Consider the following 19882-nt stretch of genomic DNA (forward strand, 5'->3'; position numbering starts at 1 on the left):
AACGAATCGAAGAGCGCGCATTGTACACGAGCCCGATGAACGACGAAAGATCGACTTGCAATTTGCTACACAGCACTGCAGGCGATCGGCTCCGACCTGCTTCACGGCTTGTGCGCCAGCGCCAGATAGTCACGGGATTGCATTTCCTGAAGGCGCGACAGCGTACGCTCGAATTCGAAACTGAGGTTGCCCCCTGTGTAGAGCGACTCGACCTCGGTCTCCGCAGAGAGCAGCAGCTTGACCGCGCGATCGTAGAATTCATCGACCATGCTGATGAAGCGTCGCGCCTGATCGTCATTACTCCCGCCCATGCGCGGCACATCCGACACCAGCACCGTATGGAATTCCCGCGACAGCTCGATGTAATCGTTCTGGCTGCGCGGTCCGTCGCAGAGCATCTTGAAATCGAACCAGACGACGCCTTCATGGCGACGGCGCGCTTTCAGCTCGCGATGGTTGACCGTCAGCGTCTCCTCGCGCCGCCCCTCGCTACCGGCCACTGAACGGAAGCTCCTCGCCAGCTGCTTTTCGGCATCGGCATCGAGCGGAGAATGGAATATCTCGACCTGCTCGAGTGCCCGCAGGCGATAGTCCACGCCGGAATCGACATTGACCACCTCGCAGTGGCGCTTGAGCAGATCGATTGCCGGAAGAAACCGGCTCCGCTGCAGGCCGTCCTTGTAGAGATCGTCAGGCACGATGTTGGAAGTCGCCACCAGCACGACACCCTGCGCGAACAGCGCCTCCATGAGATTCCCCAGGATCATCGCATCAGTGATGTCCTTGACGTAGAACTCGTCGAAACAGATCACGCGCGCCTCTCCGGCGAACTTGGCCGCGATCTGCGTCAGCGGGTTCTTCTCGCCCTTGTGCACCTCGAGCTCACGATGCACGCGCTGCATGAACCGGTTGAAGTGCGTGCGCATCTTGCGATCGAACGGCAACGATTCGTAGAACACATCGACCAGGTAGGTCTTGCCGCGGCCGACACCGCCCCAGAAGTAGAGCCCCATCACCTGCGGCTTCTCGGGTGCCTGGGGCTCCGACGCCTTGCGCTTGCCGAACAGCCCCGCCACCTTGGAAAGCTTCGACTCCCCGGAGACAGCCGCGGACGGCTTGGGAGCCGGGCTTCGCTGGAGATCGTCATACAGGCGCTGCAGATGTTTGACGGCATTCTCCTGCGCGGCGTCGTAGCTGAAGTCATCACGTTCCAGATCGGCACGGTAGCGTGACATCGGCGTCATGGCGTTCGGATTTGACGTCGCAGACTGGGGAGAACTCATGGCGGTATCGTGACCTCACGTCGAAACAGGTGGCGGCATTATAACCTCCGACGAAAGTCTTGACAGTGGCAATCAGACAAGGAAGGTTTGACCCGGTAGCCGAGCGGGTCGATATAATGGCCCCGCACCGACCCCGAGAACGGTCTATGAGAAAGGTCGTGCCCAGCACGACGACGAGGAGCGCATTGTGAACGAAAGCAATATCGACTGGATTCTGGCAATCGCCTGCTTCCTGGCGGGCATCGGTATCGGCGCCCTTTGTTATCATCTGCTGAATGCCAACGTGGCCCGCAACCAGAAAGTGCGCCAGCGCTTGGCCGAGACCGAACTGGAACTCAATCAGGTCAAGGATGCCTTGAACGATCACTTCGCCAAGGTAGCCGATCTGGCTTCCAGCATTCAGCGCCAGAGCCATGATCTCGAGCAGCATCTGATCAATGGCGCGGACAAGCTGGTCGATGACCTAAAACTGAAACGCCGGCTGCACGGCACTCAGGACGAAAGCGAAGACGTCGATGCGCCGCAGGTACCGCGTGACTACGCCGACGGCACAGGCGGCACGCTAGCCGAGGATTATGGCGTTCGTCAGCGCAAGACGGCAGAGCAGCAGGAGAACACTCCCCAACCGCCTCGCTATTGATGTCTTTCACTCCCGTCGGCAGTCGAAATCCGGCTTCCGACGGGTCGTCCCTTCTATTTTTTCTCCCTTCACGCCGGCCTTCTTCCTTCACGCCGGATTGTCGATATCCACGAAACGGTGCTCGACGTCGAAACGGCTCTTTAGCCACTCGCCCAGAGCCTGGATACCGTCTCTTTCGGTGGCATGATGCCCCGCCGCAAGGTAGGTAATACCCATTTCGCGCGCCATGTGCGTGGTACGTTCGGAAACCTCGCCGGAAATGAAAACGTCCGCTCCCGCCTCGGCCGCCAGTGGCAGCATGTCCTGCGCACCGCCGGTACACCAGGCCACGTTTCGGATGGTACCGGAATGCCCTTCGATCAATAGAGGCGTGCGGCCCAGCGCCTGTTCGATGCGAGCCGCAAGCGCCCGGCTATCCAGTTCGGTGTCGGGCTTACCCATCCACAGCAGCCCCTGCCCGAGCTCGCCATCGAGACAGCGTTCCACCTCGAAGCCCAACCGCCGCCCCAGGCAGGCGTTATTGCCCAGCGTGAGGTGTGCATCCAGCGGTAGATGATAAGCCAGCAGGTTGAGATCGTTGCTCAATAAGGTGGCGAAACGGCGGCGCTTCATCCCCGTCACGCTGACCGGCTCGTTCTTCCAGAAATACCCGTGGTGCACCAGTACGGCATCGGCTCCCCACGCGACGGCCTCGTCCAACAGCGCCTGGCAGGCCGTCACTCCGGTCAGAACCCGACCGATCGACTCCCGTCCCTCTACCTGCAACCCATTGACCGTGTAATCCTTGAACGCGTCGGTACGCAGCTCCGTATCGATAGCCGCCTGTAGCGTCTGCCGCGAAATCATACTGTCTCCCAGCGGAAAGCCTTGGTGAATGTTACACTTATGTCACTTGTCGCCATGGCCTCGTCCACGTTGCGAGATGTCATGACGGACGTCGTTTCTCTCTCGTCTCCTCTCGATCGACGAGCCTGATGTGATTGCGTATCCGATCGCTTGCCGCAGTCGACGAGGCTTCGATAAACCGCCTTGCGGCATCATCAAGTCACGAGGATGACATACCGACTCGATGACGCGGCAATACGGATTTAACGAGACCACCCGGGTTTTCAGTCTAAGGACTCAGCACATGCGCCGCCACCTAGCCGCCTATCTGTGGCCCGCCCTTTGCGGCATTCTGCTTGCCGTCGTCTTGCTCTACGCGTTTCCATCACTGCTGGGACGAGACACACCCGACGAGACCTCCCGGCCAACTGGCATCGCCACCACGACCGGCTCGCAGAACGCCGACCGGCCGCCACCCGATGTCGTCGACGCGCCGGCACTGGATCGTCACGAAGGCCCGGTCAGCTACGCCAGGGCCGTCAATCGCGCCGCCCCCGCGGTCGTCAACGTCTACTCGTCGCGCGTCGTCGACACCAACCAACACCCATTGATGTCGGACCCCTTCTTCCGCCAGTTCTATGGCAAGAACATGCCGCAGCGCCAGCGCATGCTGTCGAGCCTCGGCTCCGGCGTGGTAGCCAGCGAAGAAGGCTACATCCTGACCAACAACCACGTCATCAACGACGCCGACCAGATCCAGGTCGCGCTGCGAGACGGGCGCGAAGCCATTGCTCGGGTCATCGGGACCGATCCGGACAGCGACCTGGCCGTACTCAAGATCGACATGGAAAACCTGCCGGTCATTCAACTGAGCAACTCTGAAGACATCGCCATCGGTGACGTCACGCTGGCCATCGGCAATCCTTTTGGCGTCGGCCAGACCGTGACCATGGGCATCATCAGCGCCACCGGGCGCGATCACCTCGGCCTGAGCCGTTATGAAGATTTCATCCAGACCGATGCTGCCATCAACCCGGGCAATTCCGGCGGCGCGCTGGTGGATGCCAACGGCTCTCTGATCGGTATCAATACGGCGATCTTTTCCCGCTCCGGCGGCTCGCAGGGCATCGGCTTCGCGATTCCGGCCAATCTGGCACGCGGCATCCTCGACGACATCGTGACCCACGGACGTGTCATCCGCGGCTGGCTGGGCATCGACGCCCAGCAGATGACCCCGGACCTGGCCGCCTCGTTCGGCCTCAAGACACTGAGCGGAGTCATCATCGCCAATGTGGTGCCCGGCGGCCCTGGAGACGAGGCTGGGCTAAGACCCGGCGATATTCTGCTGGCGATCGATGGCAAGCCGATCCTCGACCCGCGGGAAACCCAGGTCGACATTGCCGAAATTCCGCCCGGCGCCCAGCTCCCGCTGACCATCGTCCGGGGCGGTGAAAAGCGGGAGATCACCTTGACCGTCGGCGAGCGCCCGCAACCTGTCGAGCCCGGCCACGATGCCGCCCGTCAAGCCAATGCACCGGCGGACGCCGATGATTCAGCCTCCCCTGCCCCAGGCACCGACACGGAAGGCACCTCTCCATAGCATCATAGGCCAGAAACGACATCGCCGCCCCGGCAAGGGCGGCGATCGAACCGGTCCGAACGGTGGCTGCTCAGCGCTTCAGGCGATTCTCCGCCGAGCGCGCGTGCGCCGTCAGCGACTCCCCTCGCGCCAGCACGGAGGCGGTCCGGCCCAGCGTATCGGCCCCTTCCGGGGAGCACTGAATCAGTGAAGAGCGTTTCTGGAAATCGTAGACACCCAGTGGCGACGAAAAGCGTGCCGTGCCGGAGGTCGGCAGTACGTGGTTGGGGCCGGCGCAGTAGTCGCCCAGCACTTCCGCGGTGTAGCGCCCCATGAAGATGGCGCCGGCGTGGCGCACCTTCTCTGCCATCTCCTGCGGCGCCTCCACGGAAAGCTCCAGGTGCTCGGGGGCGATCCGATTGATCAGCTCGACCGCCTGCTCGGGACCGTCGCACAGCACCAGCGCACCGCGCCGCGCCAGCGATTCGCGGATGATCGCCTCGCGCTCCATGGTCGGCAGCAGCCGCTCGATGGAGGCCTGAACTGCCTCGAGATGCCCGGCGTCCCAGGTGACGAGAATCGCCTGCGCATCTTCATCGTGTTCGGCCTGCGAGAACAGATCCATTGCCAGCCAGTCGGGATCGGTCCCGCCGTCGGAAACGACCAGGATCTCGGAGGGGCCGGCGATCATGTCGATGCCCACCTGCCCGAATACCGCGCGCTTGGCCGTCGCCACATAGATATTGCCCGGCCCGACGATCTTGTCGACCCGAGGAACGCTCCGAGTGCCATAAGCCAGCGCCGCCACGGCCTGGGCACCGCCCAGCGTGAATACCCGGTCGACCCCGGCAAGATGCGCCGCAGCCAGCACCAGTTCGTTGACGATGCCATCCGGCGTCGGCACGACCATGATGATTTCGCGCACACCGGCCACGTGCGCCGGCACGGCATTCATCAGTACCGACGAGGGATAGGCGGCCTTGCCGCCGGGTACGTAGATACCGACCCGATCGAGCGGCGTCACCTTCTGGCCCAGCACGGTGCCATCCGGCTCGCTGTACTGCCAGGATTCCGGCTTCTGGCGCTCGTGATAGAGCCGGATGCGCTCGGCGGCATGACGCAGCGCCTCGCGCTGTTCCGCCGGCACGCCCTCGAATGCCGCCTCGAGACGTTCCGGGCCGATCACCAGCTCGGCCATGTCGGTAGCGGACAGACGGTCGAAGCGGTTGGTGTACTCGATCACGGCGTCGTCACCGCGCTGGCGAACGGCGGCGATGATCTCCGCGACCCGCCCCCCGACCTCATGGTCGGAGACACCTTCCCAGGCCAGCAGTGAATCGAGACGCGTATCGAAATCGGCATCCCGCGTGGTGAGGCGGGCAATGGTAGTCGTTTGGCTCATCTTTGCATTCTCTCTACGTTCGGCCGATCGCCGTCCACCGACCGGCACGCCATTCACGCTTGACGGATCGACGTCTCAGGCGGCTGGAAGACGCGTTGCCACGGCTTGACGCAGGCGCTCGATCAGCGGCCTCAGCCGCTCGTGCTTCATCGTCATCGACGCCTTGTTGACCACCAGTCGCGTGCTGATGTTCTCGATCAGCTCACGCGGTTCCATGCCGTTGGCCCGCAGGGTATTGCCGGTATCCACGATATCGACGATTTCGTCCGCCAGGTTCATCAGCGGCGCCAGTTCCATCGCCCCGTAGAGCTTGATCACCTCGGCCTGGATGCCCTGCTCCGCGTAATAGCGGCGCGCCACATTGACGAACTTGGTTGCGACCCGCCGCTTGGCATGCGCCGGCTGCGCGCCCACGATGCCCGCCGTCATCAGGCGGCAGCGTGAAATTCCCAGGTCGAGCGGCTCGTAGAGCCCCTCGGCGCCATGCTCCAGCAGAACGTCCTTGCCGGCTACCCCAAGGTCGGCTGCACCGAGCTGGACATAGGTCGGCACATCCACCGCGCGAATGACCACCAGCTTGACGTCGGGCAGGTTGGTATCGAACAGCAGCTTGCGGCTCTTGCCGAAATCGTCCGCCGGCGTGATACCCGCATCCGCCAGTAGCGGCAGTGTCTCTTCGAGAATACGGCCCTTGGACAGGGCCAGAATCAGTTGGTTGCTCATGTTCTCTCTTGCCGTCACCTAACTCGGCACGCGACGAATGCGCGCGCCCAGTAGCTGCAATTTCTCTTCGATGCACTCGTAGCCGCGGTCGATATGATAGATCCGGTCTACCATCGTCTCCCCCTGGGCTACCATCGCCGCGATGACCAGGCTTGCCGAAGCCCGCAGATCGGTCGCCATCACCGGCGCGCCGGACAGCTTCTCGACGCCAGTGACTACCGCCGTGTTGCCCTCGAGAGCGATATGCGCCCCCATGCGGTTGAGCTCCTGCACGTGCATGAAGCGGTTCTCGAAGATCGTCTCGACCACCGTGCCGGTTCCTTCGGCCACCGCATTCAGCGCCACGAACTGCGCCTGCATGTCGGTGGGAAAAGCCGGATAGGGCGCGGTACGAAGGTTGACGGCCCTGGGCCGGCGCCCACCCATGTCGAGCTCGATCCAGTCCTCGCCGGTGGTGATGGTCGCCCCGGCTTCCTCGAGCTTGGCCAGCACCGCCTCCAGTATGTCCGCACGGGTCTTGCGCACGCGAACCCGCCCACCGGTCGCCGCGGCGGCGACGAGAAACGTCCCCGTTTCGATACGGTCAGGCATCACATCGTAGTGGCAGCCGTGGAGACGCTCGACACCTTCGATGGTGATGGTATCGGTGCCCTGCCCACGAATGTTGGCACCCATGGCGATCAGGCACTCGGCCAGATCGACCACTTCCGGCTCGCGCGCGGCGTTCTCGAGGATCGTCGTGCCCTCAGCCAGAGTAGCCGCCATCAACAGATTCTCGGTGCCGGTCACGGTCACGGTATCGAAGAAGATCGTGGCACCCTTGAGCCGACCGTCGACGCGGGCGCGGATGTAGCCCCCCTCGACGGTAATGTCGGCCCCCATCGCCTCGAGCCCCCGGATATGCAGGTCGACCGGCCGGGAGCCGATGGCGCAGCCCCCCGGCAGCGACACGTCGGCGGTACCGAAATGCGCCAGCAGCGGACCGAGCACCAGAATCGAAGCGCGCATCTTCTTGACCAATTCATAGGGTGCGTGGCAATCGCGCACCTGCGAACCGTCGATCTGGATGCTCATTTTTTCGCCCATGACCGGCTCGATGCCCATTCGGCCGAGCAGCTCGAGCGTCGTGGTGATGTCCTGAAGATGCGGCAGGTTACCGATGGTAACGGGCTCGTCGGCGAGCAGCGTCGAAGCCAGAATCGGCAGCGCGGAATTCTTCGCCCCGCTGGCCCAGACCTCTCCATCGAGCGGTCCATTACCGGTGATGATCAGCTTGTCCATGAAGGTTCGCTATAGAATCGAATAGAGATGACCGGCCCGAGAGGCCCGGAAGAAAGATCAGACGCCGGGATTCTCGGGCGCCGTTTCCCACTGGGCAGGCGTAAACGTCTTGATGCTGATGGCATGCAGCGCGCCGGAAGCGATCTCGTCGGCCAAGGCACCGTAGATCAGTTGCTGGCGCTTGACCGGGCTCATGCCCTCGAAAACCTCGCCCACGGCGATGACCCGAAAGTTGCAGCCTTCGCCCTGGATATGAAATTCACAGCCATCGATCTGACTTTCGAGACGGCTTTTGACATCGCTGGGTTGCATGACGATCGGGCTCCCTTGTGGCTGCTGCGCCGGATGCGCAGGGAAAGCGCCACATGGTAGCGGAAAGCGCCCCGCCTTGGCGATCTTGGCGGCATGCAAAAACATCCGCAAGCATTCGCCAAGACGGGACGATGGAAGCAGGTTAGTCGTGGCGGGGCGGCGTCGACTCGACGCAAGTGGTTTCGACCGCGGGCAGCAGCGGTGCCAGCTCGGTGATATCCATCAGCCGCTTCAACGCCGATGACAGCGACACCCGCTGCAGGCTCAGCGAGTGGCGCTGCACGCTGCGCACCCACACCAGCAGCACGCTGAGCACCGCGCTGCTGGGAATCTGCACGCCGGTTAGGTCGAAGGAGACCTTGGCATTTTCCGGCTGATCCGCCAGCCAGTGACGCCCCGCCTGGGCCAGCGGGCCGGCGCTGTCGAAGTCCGCCTCGCCGCGAATCGTCAGCACGTTGCCGTCGACGACTTCCAGCGTGGCGTCCTCTCGTTCGAGCAGCAGACTCACGCGTCGCCGCCCTTTTCGAGCTCGTCGGTACCGACTTCCGGCGCCCAGTTGTTGATCACGGTCTCGATGTCACGATTGTTGTCCCGCATTGATTGATCGAACTGATTACGGAACGTCAGACCGAGGTTAATACCATTGACGATCACGTTGATCACCTTCCACTGCCCATCATTCTGACGCAGCGTGAAATTGACCGGAAAGATTTCACCATTGGTGGAAACCACCTCCATGGGAACCGATGCCTGATCCTCGTAGCGTCCGGCGTTCTCGCTCTCCTTCACCCGGAGCGTCTGGTAGTCGAACGTCACCAGCCCCTTGGCATAGGTGTCGATCAATGTCTTGCGGAAGACGTTGACGAACCGAGACCGCTGCTCCGGCGTGGCACCACGGAAATAGCGCCCCATGACGCTGGCGCCGATGTAACGGAAATCGGCCACTTCCGCCATGTTGGTATCGACGAGCTTGGCGAGCTCACCATCGTGCTGAGCATAGTAGTCCTTCTTGCCCTCCAGCTCGGACATCAGCGAATCGACACTCTGCTGAATCACCTGGGTCGGCGATTGCTGGGCCTGGGCCACCGGCGCGACGCTCGCCAGACACATCGCAACGAGGGCAACACCCGCCATCCAGGCCCTGCTCAGGCCTGACACGCGCTTCGGCGCCGCCGAGTCATACCGCGCAAAACTCATTTTCATCATCGACTCCTCGTCTGAAATCAATTGGCCATGTTCGACACGAACTGCTGGATGAGTTCCTCCAGCACCAGCGCCTGCTGGGTGTCGTGGATGACATCACCGTCATGCAGCATCTCCGGCGCCCCGCCCACGGTCAGGCCGATGTACTGCTCGCCCAGCAGGCCGGAGGTCAGAATGGCCGCGGTGGTGTCATTGGAAAGCTTGCCTTCGTATTCCGAATCCAGCTCCATGGTGACCTTGGCATCGAACCACTTGGGGTCGAGCTGGATATTGGTCACCTTGCCGACGCGCACACCGGACATAGTGACCTTGGATTGCGGCCGCAACCCGCCAATGTTGGCGAAATTGGCCGTCAGCGTGAAGGTGTCGTTGGGCACGCCAACGCCCAGACCGCTGACCCTGAGCCCGAGGAACACCAGCCCCAGAATGCCTGCCAGCATGAAAATGCCGACGCCCAGTTCCAACAAGTTGTTGCGCTTCATCCGAGGTCTCCAAACATCAGCGCGGTGAGCACGAAATCGAGGCCCAATACCGCCAGCGAGGCGTATACCACCGTGCGGGTGGTCGCGCGCGAAATCCCTTCCGATGTAGGGATCAGGTCATAGCCCTGGAAGACCGCGATCCAGGTCACGACCAGCCCGAACACCAAGCTCTTGATCATGCCGTTGAGCACATCGTCGACGAAGTCGACGCTGTCCTGCATGTTGCTCCAGTAGGAGCCCTCGTAGACGCCGAGCCAGTCGACGCCGACCAGATACCCGCCCCAGATGCCGACCACGGCGAACATCACCGTCAGAATGGGCAACGAGACGAAACCGGCCCAGAGTCGAGGCGCCACGATGCGACGCAGCGGATCGACGCCGATCATCTCCATGCTGGTGAGCTGCTCGGTGGCTTTCATCAGGCCGATTTCGGCGGTCAGCGCCGATCCCGCACGGCCGGCGAACAGCAGCGCGGCGACCACGGGAGCCAGCTCACGAACCAACGACAACGCCACCATCTGCCCCAGCGCCTCGTCGGCGCCAAAGCCGACCAGGATGGTAAAGCCCTGTAGCGCCAGCACCATGCCGATGAACAACCCGGACACCAGCACGATCGCCCCCGACATCACGCCGACAAAGTGCATCTGTCGGACCCAAAGATGAAAGCCCTCGCGAGACGGCAGGCAAACGATCGACTGGATCAGAAACAGCCCGGCCCGGCCGATCGAACTCACGATATCGAGCGTCGCCCGCCCAAGCGCATGGATATGTCGCATCATGAGAACTGCCCCGCCGGCGCCAGGATGTCGTCGAAGAAATCCGGTGCCGGGTAATGGAACGGCACCGGGCCGTCGGGTTCGCCATGCACGAACTGTTTCACATGGGCGTCATCATTGACGTCCAGCGTCTGCGGAGTGCCGTGCGCCATGACCTTGCCATCGGCGATGATGTAGACGTAGTCCGCGATCGACAGCGTCTCCTTGATGTCATGGGAGACCATCACGGCGGTCAGCCCAAGCGCCTGGTTGACCTTCTTGATCAACTGCACCAATACCCCCATCGAAATCGGATCCTGGCCGACGAAAGGTTCGTCGTAGAGCACCAGATCCGGATCCAGCGCCACCGCGCGAGCCAGCGCCACCCGTCGAGCCATGCCGCCGGACAGTTCGGATGGCATCAGGTGGCGTGCGCCACGCAACCCGACCGCCTGAAGCTTCATCAGCACGATGTCACGCACCATGGCGTTCGGCAGCTCGGTATGTACACTCAGCGGAAACGCGACGTTCTCGAACACGTCGAGGTCCGAAAACAGTGCGCCGCTCTGAAACAGCATGCCCATGCGACGGCGCAGCTTGAAAAGCGAACGCCGCGATAGCTGGTGTACGTCCTGGCCGTCGATCAGAACCTGCCCCCTGTCCGGCACCAGCTGACCACCGATCAACTTCAGCAGTGTCGTCTTGCCGGTTCCGCTGGGCCCCATGATGGCAGTTATCTTGCCAAGCGGAATCTGCAAGTCGACACCACGGAAGATATCCGTGTTGCCGCGGGAAAAATGCAGATCCTTGACCTCGACCATAATCGGATCATCCATGCAGCATCCACCAATCCAGTGAGATCAATTATCGAACATTGTATCTTAACCTAGATGGTACCGACCAGCCGTCACTGATCAGCCGTCACGCCTGCTATCCTGCAAAGGGACGAATCGCCGGACGATCGAAGGTATACTCTTGCGTATCGCGCCGCGCCGAAATCGCCCAGCGCCCACCATTCCACGACCGACATTCATGCCATGACCGATCCCCGAGTCGCTTCCGCCGTGCCTCAGAGTGAACCCGCTACGCTAGACTTCCGCGCCAGCGCCAGACGCACGCTGACGCTGGAACAGCAGGCCATTGGTGAGCTCGTCGAGAAACTCGACGACTGTTTCGACGCTGCCTGCAGACTGCTGCTCGACTGTCGTGGCCGCCTCATCGTGACCGGCATGGGGAAATCCGGCCATGTCGCCCGCAAAATGGCAGCCACCCTGGCCAGCACCGGCTCGCCGGCCTTCTACGTGCACCCCGGCGAAGCCAGCCACGGCGACCTCGGCATGATCACCGGGGACGACGTGGTCATCGCCTTGTCCAATTCGGGCGAAACCCAGGAAATCACCGGTCTGCTCCCGCTGTTCAAGCGCCTCGGCGCGCCGCTCGTCAGCCTGACCGGCCGGCCCGCATCCACTCTGGCACGGTACAGCAATGTACACATCGATGTCGGCGTCTCTCGCGAAGCCTGTCCGCACGATCTCGCGCCGACCTCTTCCACCACCGCCGCACTGGCGATGGGCGACGCGCTGGCGCTGGCGCTGCTCGAGGCGCGCGGTTTCAGCGCCGACGATTTCGCCCTGTCGCATCCGGGCGGCACGCTCGGCAAACGCCTGCTGCTGCGCGTCGCCGACCTCATGCACGAGGGCAGCCGGCTCCCCAGCGTCCCGACCGGCAGCCCGTTGCGAGAGGCGCTGCTGGAGATGACGCTCAAGGGCATGGGGTTCACCTGCGTCGTCGATGAACACGGCCTGCTGGTCGGTGTCTATACCGACGGCGATCTGCGCCGAACGCTCGACCAGCGTGGCGATTTCAGCCTGCTTCGTGTCGATGACGTCATGACTCGGGGTGGCAAGACGGCAACGCCGGACATGCTGGCCGCGGAAGCGGTACGGATCATGGAGGACAACCGAATCACCGCACTGGCCGTGATCGAAGATGGCGTCCCCGTGGGGGCGCTGCACATGCATGATCTGCTGAGAAGCGGGGTCATCTGACCTGCCATCGAGGCCATACCTCGATGGCATCGTTGCAATGAAGCGGTCCGTCGTGTCCAGCACCAAGGCAACGACGCGGTTCGAGCCTTCAAGGCTCACGTTCATCAATGCCAGTTCGATCAAGGCTTTCGTTTAAGACAAGGAGCAACCGTGGCCAAGACAGCCGGATTTCAGTCACCCTGGTGGAGGCGCCTCGGCCTGTTGGCACTACTGCTGATTCTGGGTGGCGGGCTGACCTATCTGGATCAGCGTGGAGAAAACCAGCAGGAGTCCGCAACCAGCAACATGACTGGCGAGCCCGACTACTACCTCGAAGAGGCCAGCATGACGCGCTTCGATGCTCAGGGGCGCGCCTATCAACGCCTGGATACGCCGCGGCTGGTACACACGCCCGCCGACGATGTCATTCGTACCGAGACACCCCACGGCTACCTCATCGACGACGAGCAGCGCCAGTGGCAGGTGACCAGCGACACGGGGGTAATGGATCGCAGCGGCGAGCAGTTGACCCTGGAGGGCAATGCGCGCCTGATACAACCGGAGCAGGCGTGGAGCCTGGAAACGCAGACACTGCATTACGACAATCGCGAAGCCCATGCCTGGAGTGACACACCCGCCGTGTTGCGTCAGCATGACCAGCGCATGCGTGGTGATCACTTCGATGCCTGGATCAACGAAGACCGTATGCGCCTGACCGACAACGTGCAGGGGCACCTGCCACAGCAACCCCAATCACAGCAATCCCAGTCACAGCAATCTGAGGATCAAGGATCATGAGGCGAGAACTCGGCCAACTCCTGGTGCTTACCGCACTGGGCTTCACCAGCCTTCCGACCATGGCACTGGAAAGCGATGCCAGCTCGCCGATCGAGATCGCCGCCGATCAGTTCGAGCTCGACGACCGCCAGGGCACTGCCGTCTACACCGGCAATGTCGACATGCAACAAGGCAGCATGAAACTGAAGGCTGCACGCGTCGACATCCAGCGGGGTAACAACGGCGAGGTCAACCAGGTCACCGCCAAAGGTGGGGGCGGAGAGCGCGCCTACCTCGAACAGAAACCGGCGCCCGACGAAGAGATCGTCAAGGGCTGGGGCGACACCGTCGTCTATCACGCCGCCGAGCGCCGCGTGGAACTGGTCGGCAACGCCGAGCTGCATCAGGCCGGCGATACCTTCGATGGCGCCTACGTCGAATACTATCTCGACTCGCGCCGCGTCCAGGCTCGTTCCAGCCAGGACGGCGACGGCAGTGGCGACGGTCGCGTTCGCATGACACTTACGCCGCGCAACGCTTCCGAACAGTCGTCCCAATAGTCATTCCAGTCATGATTCCAGAGAAGATTCGGGCTCTGCTCCCGACCACGCTCACCGGGCCTGAATCGCTCTGCGCCGCGTCGCCACAAGGATCGCATCCATGAAAACGCTAACGGCCGCCAATCTGGCCAAGAGCTACAAGGGACGTCGCGTCGTCCACGATTTCAGTCTGACCCTGCGCCAGGGCAGCATCGTCGGCCTGCTCGGCCCCAACGGCGCAGGCAAGACCACTTCCTTCTACATGATCGTCGGCCTGGTCAAGTCCGATGCCGGCAGCGTTCATATCGACGACCACGACCTCAGCCGTGCGCCGATGCATGACCGGGCGCGAGCCGGGATCGGTTATCTGCCGCAGGAAGCCTCGATCTTTCGCAAACTGAGTGTCGCCAACAACATCATGGCCATTCTCGAGACGCGCAAGGATCTGGACCGCGCCGGGCGACGCGAACAGCTTGAGCGGCTGCTCGCCGATTTTCACGTCGACCATATTCGCGACAACCTCGGCATGAGCCTGTCCGGCGGCGAACGCCGGCGCGTCGAGATCGCACGCGCGCTGGCCACGGAGCCGGCCTTCGTCCTGCTCGACGAGCCCTTCGCCGGCGTCGACCCGATCTCGGTCGGCGATATCAAGAGCATCATCCGCCAGCTCCGCGATCGGGAGATCGGCGTTCTCATCACCGATCACAACGTGCGCGAAACGTTGGATATCTGCGACAACGCCTACATCGTCGGCGACGGGCAGATCATTGCCGAGGGCCGCCCCGAAGCCATTCTCGACAACCAGCGCGTTCGCGACGTCTATCTTGGTCACGAATTCCGGTTATAATCCGATTTCCCGCCCCCACCGTGTTTCTTTCCGGCGGCCAGCCTTGCCTGAGCCGCCTTGAGTGGCATGTTTCTTGCATAAATCGTTGCATGTCGTCAGATCAATCAGTAACGTGGCTATTCCCTCGTTGATTATGACGACCGTTTCGCCATGTCCATGAAGCCTTCGCTGCAACTCAGAGTCGGCACGCAGTTGACCATGACGCCTCAGCTCCAACAGGCGATTCAACTGCTGCAGCTGTCGACGCTCGACCTGTGCCAGGAGATTCAACAAGCGCTCGAATCCAACCCGATGCTGGAGCTGGAAGAGCAGTATTCGGAGCAGGAGACCCCGGAAGCGCCGGAAGACGACTGGCCCAGCGACATTCCCGAAGAGCTGGCGCTCGACAGCGACTGGAGCGACACCTATCAGGACGCCACCGCCGGATCGCTGGGCAGCGGCAGCGGCAGCGAAGAGGCGCCGGATTTCGACCGCAACGCCGCTGCCACCAGTCTGCACGACCACCTTTTGTGGCAGATGGCGATGGGCGATTTCGACGACCGCGAGCGCGAGCTGGGCGAATGTCTGATCGACGCGATCAATGACGACGGCTACTTCACCGGCTCTCTCGACGAACTGGCCCTCAGCCTCCGCACCCAGCGCGACGATCGCGTGACCACGGCGGATCTCGAACACATGCTGATGCGTCTGCAGCAGTTCGACCCCACCGGCGTCGGCGCCCGCGACCTGCGCGAATGCCTGCTGCTCCAGCTCGGTACGCTGGACGCGGACACCCCACTGCTGCCACAAGCCAAACGCCTGGTACGCCAGTTTCTCGAGGCCCTGGCCGGCAACGATCGGCGACTGCTCAAACGCCGCCTGCGGCTCGAGGACGACGAACTCGACAGCGTCATCGCGATGATCCGCACGCTCGAACCACGCCCCGGGCAACGCTTCGATACCTGCCGCGACGACTACGTGATTCCCGACCTCGTCGCCACGCCCTCCCCCGACGGCTGGCGCATCGAGCTCAACGCCGAGGCGCTGCCACGTCTGCGCATCCAGCCCGACTACGCCGCCCTGATCAAGCGCGCCGACAAGAGTGACGACAACACCTTCCTGCGCCAGCATCTGCAGGAGGCCCGCTGGCTGCTCAAGAGCCTTTCGAGCCGCAACGACACGCTGCTGCGTGTCGGCCGGGAGATCATGTCGCGCCAGGTCGATTTCCTCGAGCGCGGCGAAGAGGCCATGAAGCCGCTGATACTGGCCGACATCGCCGGCAGCGTCGACATGCACGAGTCGACGATTTCCCGGGTCACGACCCAGAAGTACATCCACACGCCTCGCGGCGTGTTCGAGCTCAAGTACTTCTTCTCGAGCCAGGTCGGCGGTCAACGCGGGGAAGGCGACAGCTATTCGAGCACGGCGATTCGCGCCCGGATCAAGAAGTTCATTGGCGAAGAGCCCCCCAGAAAGCCGCTCTCGGACAGCAAATTGGTCGAATTGCTTGCCCAGTCCGATATCTGCGTTGCCAGGCGCACCGTGGCCAAATATCGGGAAGCCATGGGCATTCCCTCGTCCAGTGAACGCAAGCGCCTTTCCTGACGTCCCGACTGTACGGCGAGGCAAAATCGATCCAGGACTCGCCAAACCGGAGGATATCGATCACGATGCCTTTGCAGTGACCTGAAAAGGGTTACAATCAAAAGTGCCATCTGCCGCAACAGGAGTGTGTCATGCAAGTGAACGTTACCGGCCATCATGTCGAGCTGACCGATGCCCTCCGGGACTATGTCGGAGAAAAACTCGTTCGTTTGGAGCGTCACTACGACAATATCACCAATGTTCAGGTCACCCTGAGTGTCGAGAAGGAGCGCCAACAGGCAGCCTGTACCCTGCATGCCGCAGGCGGCGATCTGCACGCCGAAGCCAGCGATACCGACATGTATGCCGCCATCGATTCACTGGCCGACAAACTCGACCGTCAACTGGTCAAACACAAAGAGAAGGCACAAGCCCGCGCCCAAGGCGCCGGCGCCCGTTAACGCCTGATGATGACACTGGAAAGCATTCTGCCCCCCGAACGTACCCTTTACGGGGTCACGGGGGGTAGCAAAAAACGTCTGCTGGAATTCTTCAGCACCTTCATCGCCCAAAACACACCCAGCCTGGATAGCCAGGAAGTCTTCAGCCGTCTGATCGGACGTGAGCGACTGGGCAGCACGGGGATCGGCAACGGCGTTGCCATCCCTCACGCGCGCAGCCCTCACTGCAAGGGGCCGATCGCGGGATTCATGCGCCTGAAGGACGCCATCGACTTCGACGCGATCGACGGTGAACCGGTGGATCTGGTATTCGTGCTGCTGGTACCGGAAGAAGCGGACGATACCCACCTTTCGCTACTGGCCGAGGTCGCCGGCGTCATGAATCAGGGCAGCGTCAGACAGCAGTTGCGTCACGCGGAGACTCAGCAGGCGCTGCACGACGCGCTGATCGATGCCATTCGTCATCATCAACCCAACGACGACGACTGAACCAGGACACACTAGGCATGCAACTCGTCATCATCAGCGGCCGCTCCGGCTCGGGAAAATCGATCGCCCTGCAGGCGCTGGAAGATCTGGGCTACTACGCCATCGACAACCTCCCGGCCAATCTGCTGGCACCGCTGATCGACGAACTGCGCAGCGCTCCGCCCACGCGCCCCAACGTGGCGGTCAGCATCGATGCACGCAACCTGCCGGAATCGCTCGAACGCTTCCCGGTCCTGCTGAATGCGGTGCGAGAGCGCAGGATCGACACGCAGGTCGTCTATCTCACCGCCGACGCCAAGATTCTGCTGGAGCGCTACTCGGCCACCCGCAGGCGTCATCCGCTGACACGCGGCAACGACATGACGCTGGCCGAGGCGATCGATCACGAGCAGGAATATCTCGCACCGATTCGCCGCATGGCCGACCTGGTGATCGATACCCAGGGGCTTTCGGTACACGAACTGCGGGCGCGGATCGGGGAACAGGTCGCCAAGCACACCGGCGGCCGTCTGACGTTGACCTTCGAGTCCTTTGGCTTCAAACGCGGCGTGCCGCTGGACGCCGACATGGTCTTCGACGCGCGCTGCCTGCCCAATCCGTTCTGGGACCCCGGCCTGCGCGCCTATGACGGCCGCGATGCCCAGATCGTCGAGTTTCTGGAATCCTACCCCGACGTCCACGCCATGGCGGGCGATATCCACGCCTGGCTGACTCGCTGGCTGCCCGCCTACCTGGCCAGCCATCGTAGCTACCTGACGGTGGCGATCGGCTGCACCGGCGGCCAGCACCGCTCGGTCTACCTGATCGAACGCCTGGCTCGCCACTTCCATCATGAATCCACCGACATTCGACTTCGCCATCGCGAACTCGGTATTCAGACCGCGCTCCCGCAGGATTCGGAACCGCGCGAGCCGGCGCCGCAGGATGCACCAACAAAAGACGCAGGATCACTCAAGCGCGATGCCGACACGTGAACTTCGCCTGACCAATCGTCGTGGGCTGCACGCCCGCGCCGCCACCAAACTGGTCCAATGCTGCCAACCCTTCGACGTCCGTGTCGCGGTTCAACACCGTGAGCGGCAGGCCGATGCCGCCAATATCATGTCTCTGCTGATGCTAGCCGCGCCTTGCGGCACCGAGTTGACCGTGACTACCGAGGGCGACGATGCAGACGCCGCCATGGACGCGATCGCCGAACTTTTCGAAGCGCGTTTCCACGAAGACGAGTAGCTCCCACTCTCTTCACACCGTTCGTGAACAGCGTTTTCCATCCTCGTCATTTTGCTCGACGATGGTAGAATGCTCATCCCGCCAGTCGTTCAAGGATGACCGTTCAGGATGAGCAACAATCCCGAAAAGCTGCAGCCACGGCTGGCCAAGCTCAACGAAGCTCTCGAAAGCGGCGCACTGGATCAGGCGCGGCGCATGCTCAATCGCGGCCTGGCGCCGGTGGATGTCGCCCACCTGCTCGAGTCCAGCCCACCCAAGGAGCGCGAGATTCTCTGGGGCCTGCTGGACCCCGAGCTGCATGGCGACGTGCTGCAGTATCTGGGCGATGACGTCCAGATCGAATTCCTCAACCGCATGGATGCCGAGCAGCTGTTGACGGCGACCGAGGGTCTCGATGTCGACGACCTCGCCGACCTGCTGCAGCAGTTGCCCAATACCGTCATCCAGGAAGTCCTCCAGTCGATGGAGGCGCAGGAACGCCAGCGGGTCGAAGCGGTCCTCTCCTACCCGGAGGATACCGCCGGCGGCCTGATGAACCCGGACGCGATCACCATCCGCCCGGATATCACTCTGGATGTCGTCCTGCGCTACCTGCGCCGCCACGAGCGCCTGCCGGATGCCACCGACACCCTGCTGGTCGTCACGCGTCGTGACGAGCTGATCGGCATCCTGTCGCTCAACCGCCTGCTGGTCTCGGATGTCTCGGTGCTGGTGCGCGAGGTCATGGAGACCGACTTCCACTCCATTCAGGCCACCGCCTCGGACAGCGACGTCGCGACGCTGTTCCAGAAGCATGACCTGATCTCGGCGCCGGTAGTCGGCATCGACGGCAAACTGCTCGGCCGCATCACCATCGACGACGTGGTCGACGTCATCCGCGAGGATGCCGAGCATCAGGTCATGAGCATGGCCGGTCTCGACGAGGACGAAGACACCTTCGCCCCGGCGCTGCGAACGAGCCGTCGCCGGGCATTCTGGCTCGGTATCAATCTGATCGCGGCAACGATCGTCTCTATCGCCATCGGGTTCTTCGAGGACACCATTCAGCAGATCGCGGCTCTCGCGGTGCTGATGCCGATCGTCTCCAGCATGGGCGGCATCGCCGGCTCGCAAACGCTGACCGTGCTGATTCGCGGCATCGCGCTGGGCCACGTTTCCGGCGCCAACGTGCGATGGCTATTGATCCGCGAACTGCTCGTCGGCATGACCAACGGTCTGATCTGGGCCGTGGTGGTGGGCACCATGTCGGTCTTCCGCTTCGACGACATCCGGCTGGGGCAGATCATCGCCATGGCGATGGTCATCAACCTGACCGTCGCCACGATGGCCGGCACCCTGATTCCGGTACTGCTCAAGAAGTTCAAGATCGACCCGGCGCTGTCCGGCGGCGTGCTGCTGACGACCATTACCGACGTGGTCGGCTTCGTCGCTTTCCTGGGTCTGGCGACTGCCTTTTATCTGTAA

General features: G+C 62.5%; 23 protein-coding genes. 12 read left to right on the plus strand and 11 right to left on the minus strand.

All coding sequences use genetic code 11. The features are described from left to right. Positions 1–101: 101 nt before the first annotated feature. The gene (zapE, locus tag R3F72_RS02860; RefSeq protein WP_087717924.1) at positions 102–1283 is read right to left on the minus strand and encodes a cell division protein ZapE; all 1182 of its coding nucleotides are present in this window, start codon (positions 1281–1283) and stop codon (positions 102–104) included. Between the two features lie 187 nt (positions 1284–1470). Between zapE and R3F72_RS02865 the strand changes: the two genes are divergently transcribed. Then, entirely contained in the window at positions 1471–1923 is a 453-nt protein-coding gene (locus R3F72_RS02865; protein ID WP_087717925.1) for a YhcB family protein, read from the plus strand. Positions 1924–2010: 87 nt separating this feature from the next. Here the strand turns inward: R3F72_RS02865 and R3F72_RS02870 are convergent, their stop codons facing one another. Continuing rightward, positions 2011–2769 (minus strand): Nif3-like dinuclear metal center hexameric protein, encoded by a 759-nt coding sequence (locus tag R3F72_RS02870; RefSeq protein ID WP_087717926.1) that lies wholly within the window; start codon positions 2767–2769, stop codon positions 2011–2013. Positions 2770–3052: 283 nt separating this feature from the next. On the opposite strand from R3F72_RS02870, the gene R3F72_RS02875 reads away from it, so the two are divergent. Then, positions 3053–4348, plus strand: a complete 1296-nt coding sequence (locus tag R3F72_RS02875; RefSeq protein ID WP_087717927.1) for a Do family serine endopeptidase — start codon at positions 3053–3055, stop codon at positions 4346–4348. A 70-nt stretch (positions 4349–4418) separates the two neighbouring features. Here the strand turns inward: R3F72_RS02875 and hisD are convergent, their stop codons facing one another. The 9 genes from hisD to R3F72_RS02920 form a co-directional block, all read right to left on the minus strand. After that, positions 4419–5729, minus strand: a complete 1311-nt coding sequence (hisD, locus tag R3F72_RS02880; RefSeq protein WP_332778875.1) for a histidinol dehydrogenase — start codon at positions 5727–5729, stop codon at positions 4419–4421. Between the two features lie 75 nt (positions 5730–5804). After that, entirely contained in the window at positions 5805–6452 is a 648-nt protein-coding gene (gene hisG, locus R3F72_RS02885; RefSeq protein ID WP_087717929.1) for an ATP phosphoribosyltransferase, read from the minus strand. Between the two features lie 18 nt (positions 6453–6470). After that, entirely contained in the window at positions 6471–7733 is a 1263-nt protein-coding gene (murA, locus tag R3F72_RS02890; protein ID WP_087717930.1) for a UDP-N-acetylglucosamine 1-carboxyvinyltransferase, read from the minus strand. Between the two features lie 57 nt (positions 7734–7790). Beyond that, the gene (locus tag R3F72_RS02895) at positions 7791–8045 is read right to left on the minus strand and encodes a BolA family protein (protein ID WP_332778876.1); all 255 of its coding nucleotides are present in this window, start codon (positions 8043–8045) and stop codon (positions 7791–7793) included. Positions 8046–8187: 142 nt separating this feature from the next. Then, entirely contained in the window at positions 8188–8553 is a 366-nt protein-coding gene (locus R3F72_RS02900) for an STAS domain-containing protein (RefSeq protein ID WP_087717931.1), read from the minus strand. Further along, positions 8550–9242, minus strand: coding sequence for an MlaC/ttg2D family ABC transporter substrate-binding protein (locus tag R3F72_RS02905; RefSeq protein ID WP_373419397.1), 693 nt, complete (start codon positions 9240–9242; stop codon positions 8550–8552). Before R3F72_RS02905 ends, R3F72_RS02900 begins: the two co-directional genes overlap by 4 nt. A 26-nt stretch (positions 9243–9268) precedes the next feature. Beyond that, entirely contained in the window at positions 9269–9730 is a 462-nt protein-coding gene (mlaD, locus tag R3F72_RS02910) for an outer membrane lipid asymmetry maintenance protein MlaD (RefSeq protein WP_087717932.1), read from the minus strand. Further along, positions 9727–10509, minus strand: a complete 783-nt coding sequence (gene mlaE, locus R3F72_RS02915) for a lipid asymmetry maintenance ABC transporter permease subunit MlaE (protein WP_110635231.1) — start codon at positions 10507–10509, stop codon at positions 9727–9729. Before mlaE ends, mlaD begins: the two co-directional genes overlap by 4 nt. After that, a complete protein-coding gene (locus R3F72_RS02920) occupies positions 10506–11321 on the minus strand; it encodes an ATP-binding cassette domain-containing protein (protein WP_303853457.1) in 816 nt (271 codons plus the stop codon). The genes mlaE and R3F72_RS02920 overlap by 4 nt, the downstream gene beginning before the upstream one ends. A gap of 201 nt (positions 11322–11522) precedes the next feature. Between R3F72_RS02920 and R3F72_RS02925 the strand changes: the two genes are divergently transcribed. The 10 genes from R3F72_RS02925 to mgtE all read left to right on the plus strand — a co-directional run bounded on the left by R3F72_RS02925 (position 11523) and on the right by mgtE (position 19882). Continuing rightward, on the plus strand, positions 11523–12533 hold the full coding sequence (locus R3F72_RS02925) for a KpsF/GutQ family sugar-phosphate isomerase (protein WP_087717934.1): 1011 nt from the start codon (positions 11523–11525) through the stop codon (positions 12531–12533). 150 nt (positions 12534–12683) lie between these two features. After that, the gene (gene lptC, locus R3F72_RS02930) at positions 12684–13310 is read left to right on the plus strand and encodes an LPS export ABC transporter periplasmic protein LptC (RefSeq protein ID WP_087717935.1); all 627 of its coding nucleotides are present in this window, start codon (positions 12684–12686) and stop codon (positions 13308–13310) included. Next, complete coding sequence (gene lptA, locus R3F72_RS02935) at positions 13307–13849, plus strand: lipopolysaccharide transport periplasmic protein LptA (protein ID WP_303853453.1); 543 nt, start codon at positions 13307–13309, stop codon at positions 13847–13849. Before lptC ends, lptA begins: the two co-directional genes overlap by 4 nt. 100 nt (positions 13850–13949) lie before the next feature. Further along, positions 13950–14675: an LPS export ABC transporter ATP-binding protein gene (lptB, locus tag R3F72_RS02940; protein ID WP_303853452.1), complete on the plus strand. Its 726-nt coding sequence runs from the start codon at positions 13950–13952 to the stop codon at positions 14673–14675. Positions 14676–14825: 150 nt separating this feature from the next. Then, a complete protein-coding gene (locus R3F72_RS02945; protein ID WP_332778877.1) occupies positions 14826–16259 on the plus strand; it encodes an RNA polymerase factor sigma-54 in 1434 nt (477 codons plus the stop codon). Positions 16260–16390: 131 nt separating this feature from the next. Then, positions 16391–16699 (plus strand): ribosome hibernation-promoting factor, HPF/YfiA family, encoded by a 309-nt coding sequence (gene hpf / locus R3F72_RS02950; RefSeq protein WP_071232900.1) that lies wholly within the window; start codon positions 16391–16393, stop codon positions 16697–16699. 9 nt (positions 16700–16708) lie between these two features. Further along, complete coding sequence (ptsN, locus tag R3F72_RS02955) at positions 16709–17188, plus strand: PTS IIA-like nitrogen regulatory protein PtsN (RefSeq protein ID WP_332778931.1); 480 nt, start codon at positions 16709–16711, stop codon at positions 17186–17188. 17 nt (positions 17189–17205) lie between these two features. Further along, entirely contained in the window at positions 17206–18162 is a 957-nt protein-coding gene (rapZ, locus tag R3F72_RS02960; RefSeq protein WP_087717939.1) for an RNase adapter RapZ, read from the plus strand. Further along, the gene (locus tag R3F72_RS02965) at positions 18149–18418 is read left to right on the plus strand and encodes an HPr family phosphocarrier protein (protein ID WP_332778878.1); all 270 of its coding nucleotides are present in this window, start codon (positions 18149–18151) and stop codon (positions 18416–18418) included. The genes rapZ and R3F72_RS02965 overlap by 14 nt, the downstream gene beginning before the upstream one ends. 108 nt (positions 18419–18526) lie before the next feature. Next, complete coding sequence (mgtE, locus tag R3F72_RS02970) at positions 18527–19882, plus strand: magnesium transporter (protein ID WP_071232903.1); 1356 nt, start codon at positions 18527–18529, stop codon at positions 19880–19882.

Source organism: Salinicola sp. 4072, from assembly GCF_036663415.1.
GTDB lineage: Bacteria > Pseudomonadota > Gammaproteobacteria > Pseudomonadales > Halomonadaceae > Salinicola > Salinicola salarius_A.

Bases quoted from the DNA above. Each gene is read 5' to 3' on its own strand.
- R3F72_RS02920 (WP_303853457.1), bottom strand. From the start codon at position 11,321: ATGGATGATCCGATTATGGTCGAGGTCAAGGATCTGCATTTTTCCCGC.
- zapE (WP_087717924.1), bottom strand. From the start codon at position 1,283: ATGAGTTCTCCCCAGTCTGCGACGTCAAATCCGAACGCCATGACGCCG.
- R3F72_RS02945 (WP_332778877.1), top strand. From the start codon at position 14,826: ATGTCCATGAAGCCTTCGCTGCAACTCAGAGTCGGCACGCAGTTGACC.
- R3F72_RS02965 (WP_332778878.1), top strand. From the start codon at position 18,149: ATGCCGACACGTGAACTTCGCCTGACCAATCGTCGTGGGCTGCACGCC.
- hpf (WP_071232900.1), top strand. From the start codon at position 16,391: ATGCAAGTGAACGTTACCGGCCATCATGTCGAGCTGACCGATGCCCTC.
- R3F72_RS02925 (WP_087717934.1), top strand. From the start codon at position 11,523: ATGACCGATCCCCGAGTCGCTTCCGCCGTGCCTCAGAGTGAACCCGCT.
- lptA (WP_303853453.1), top strand. From the start codon at position 13,307: ATGAGGCGAGAACTCGGCCAACTCCTGGTGCTTACCGCACTGGGCTTC.
- mlaE (WP_110635231.1), bottom strand. From the start codon at position 10,509: ATGATGCGACATATCCATGCGCTTGGGCGGGCGACGCTCGATATCGTG.
- hisG (WP_087717929.1), bottom strand. From the start codon at position 6,452: ATGAGCAACCAACTGATTCTGGCCCTGTCCAAGGGCCGTATTCTCGAA.
- R3F72_RS02905 (WP_373419397.1), bottom strand. From the start codon at position 9,242: ATGAGTTTTGCGCGGTATGACTCGGCGGCGCCGAAGCGCGTGTCAGGC.
- mgtE (WP_071232903.1), top strand. From the start codon at position 18,527: ATGAGCAACAATCCCGAAAAGCTGCAGCCACGGCTGGCCAAGCTCAAC.
- R3F72_RS02875 (WP_087717927.1), top strand. From the start codon at position 3,053: ATGCGCCGCCACCTAGCCGCCTATCTGTGGCCCGCCCTTTGCGGCATT.
- rapZ (WP_087717939.1), top strand. From the start codon at position 17,206: ATGCAACTCGTCATCATCAGCGGCCGCTCCGGCTCGGGAAAATCGATC.
- ptsN (WP_332778931.1), top strand. From the start codon at position 16,709: ATGACACTGGAAAGCATTCTGCCCCCCGAACGTACCCTTTACGGGGTC.
- hisD (WP_332778875.1), bottom strand. From the start codon at position 5,729: ATGAGCCAAACGACTACCATTGCCCGCCTCACCACGCGGGATGCCGAT.
- R3F72_RS02870 (WP_087717926.1), bottom strand. From the start codon at position 2,769: ATGATTTCGCGGCAGACGCTACAGGCGGCTATCGATACGGAGCTGCGT.
- R3F72_RS02895 (WP_332778876.1), bottom strand. From the start codon at position 8,045: ATGCAACCCAGCGATGTCAAAAGCCGTCTCGAAAGTCAGATCGATGGC.
- murA (WP_087717930.1), bottom strand. From the start codon at position 7,733: ATGGACAAGCTGATCATCACCGGTAATGGACCGCTCGATGGAGAGGTC.
- lptB (WP_303853452.1), top strand. From the start codon at position 13,950: ATGAAAACGCTAACGGCCGCCAATCTGGCCAAGAGCTACAAGGGACGT.
- mlaD (WP_087717932.1), bottom strand. From the start codon at position 9,730: ATGAAGCGCAACAACTTGTTGGAACTGGGCGTCGGCATTTTCATGCTG.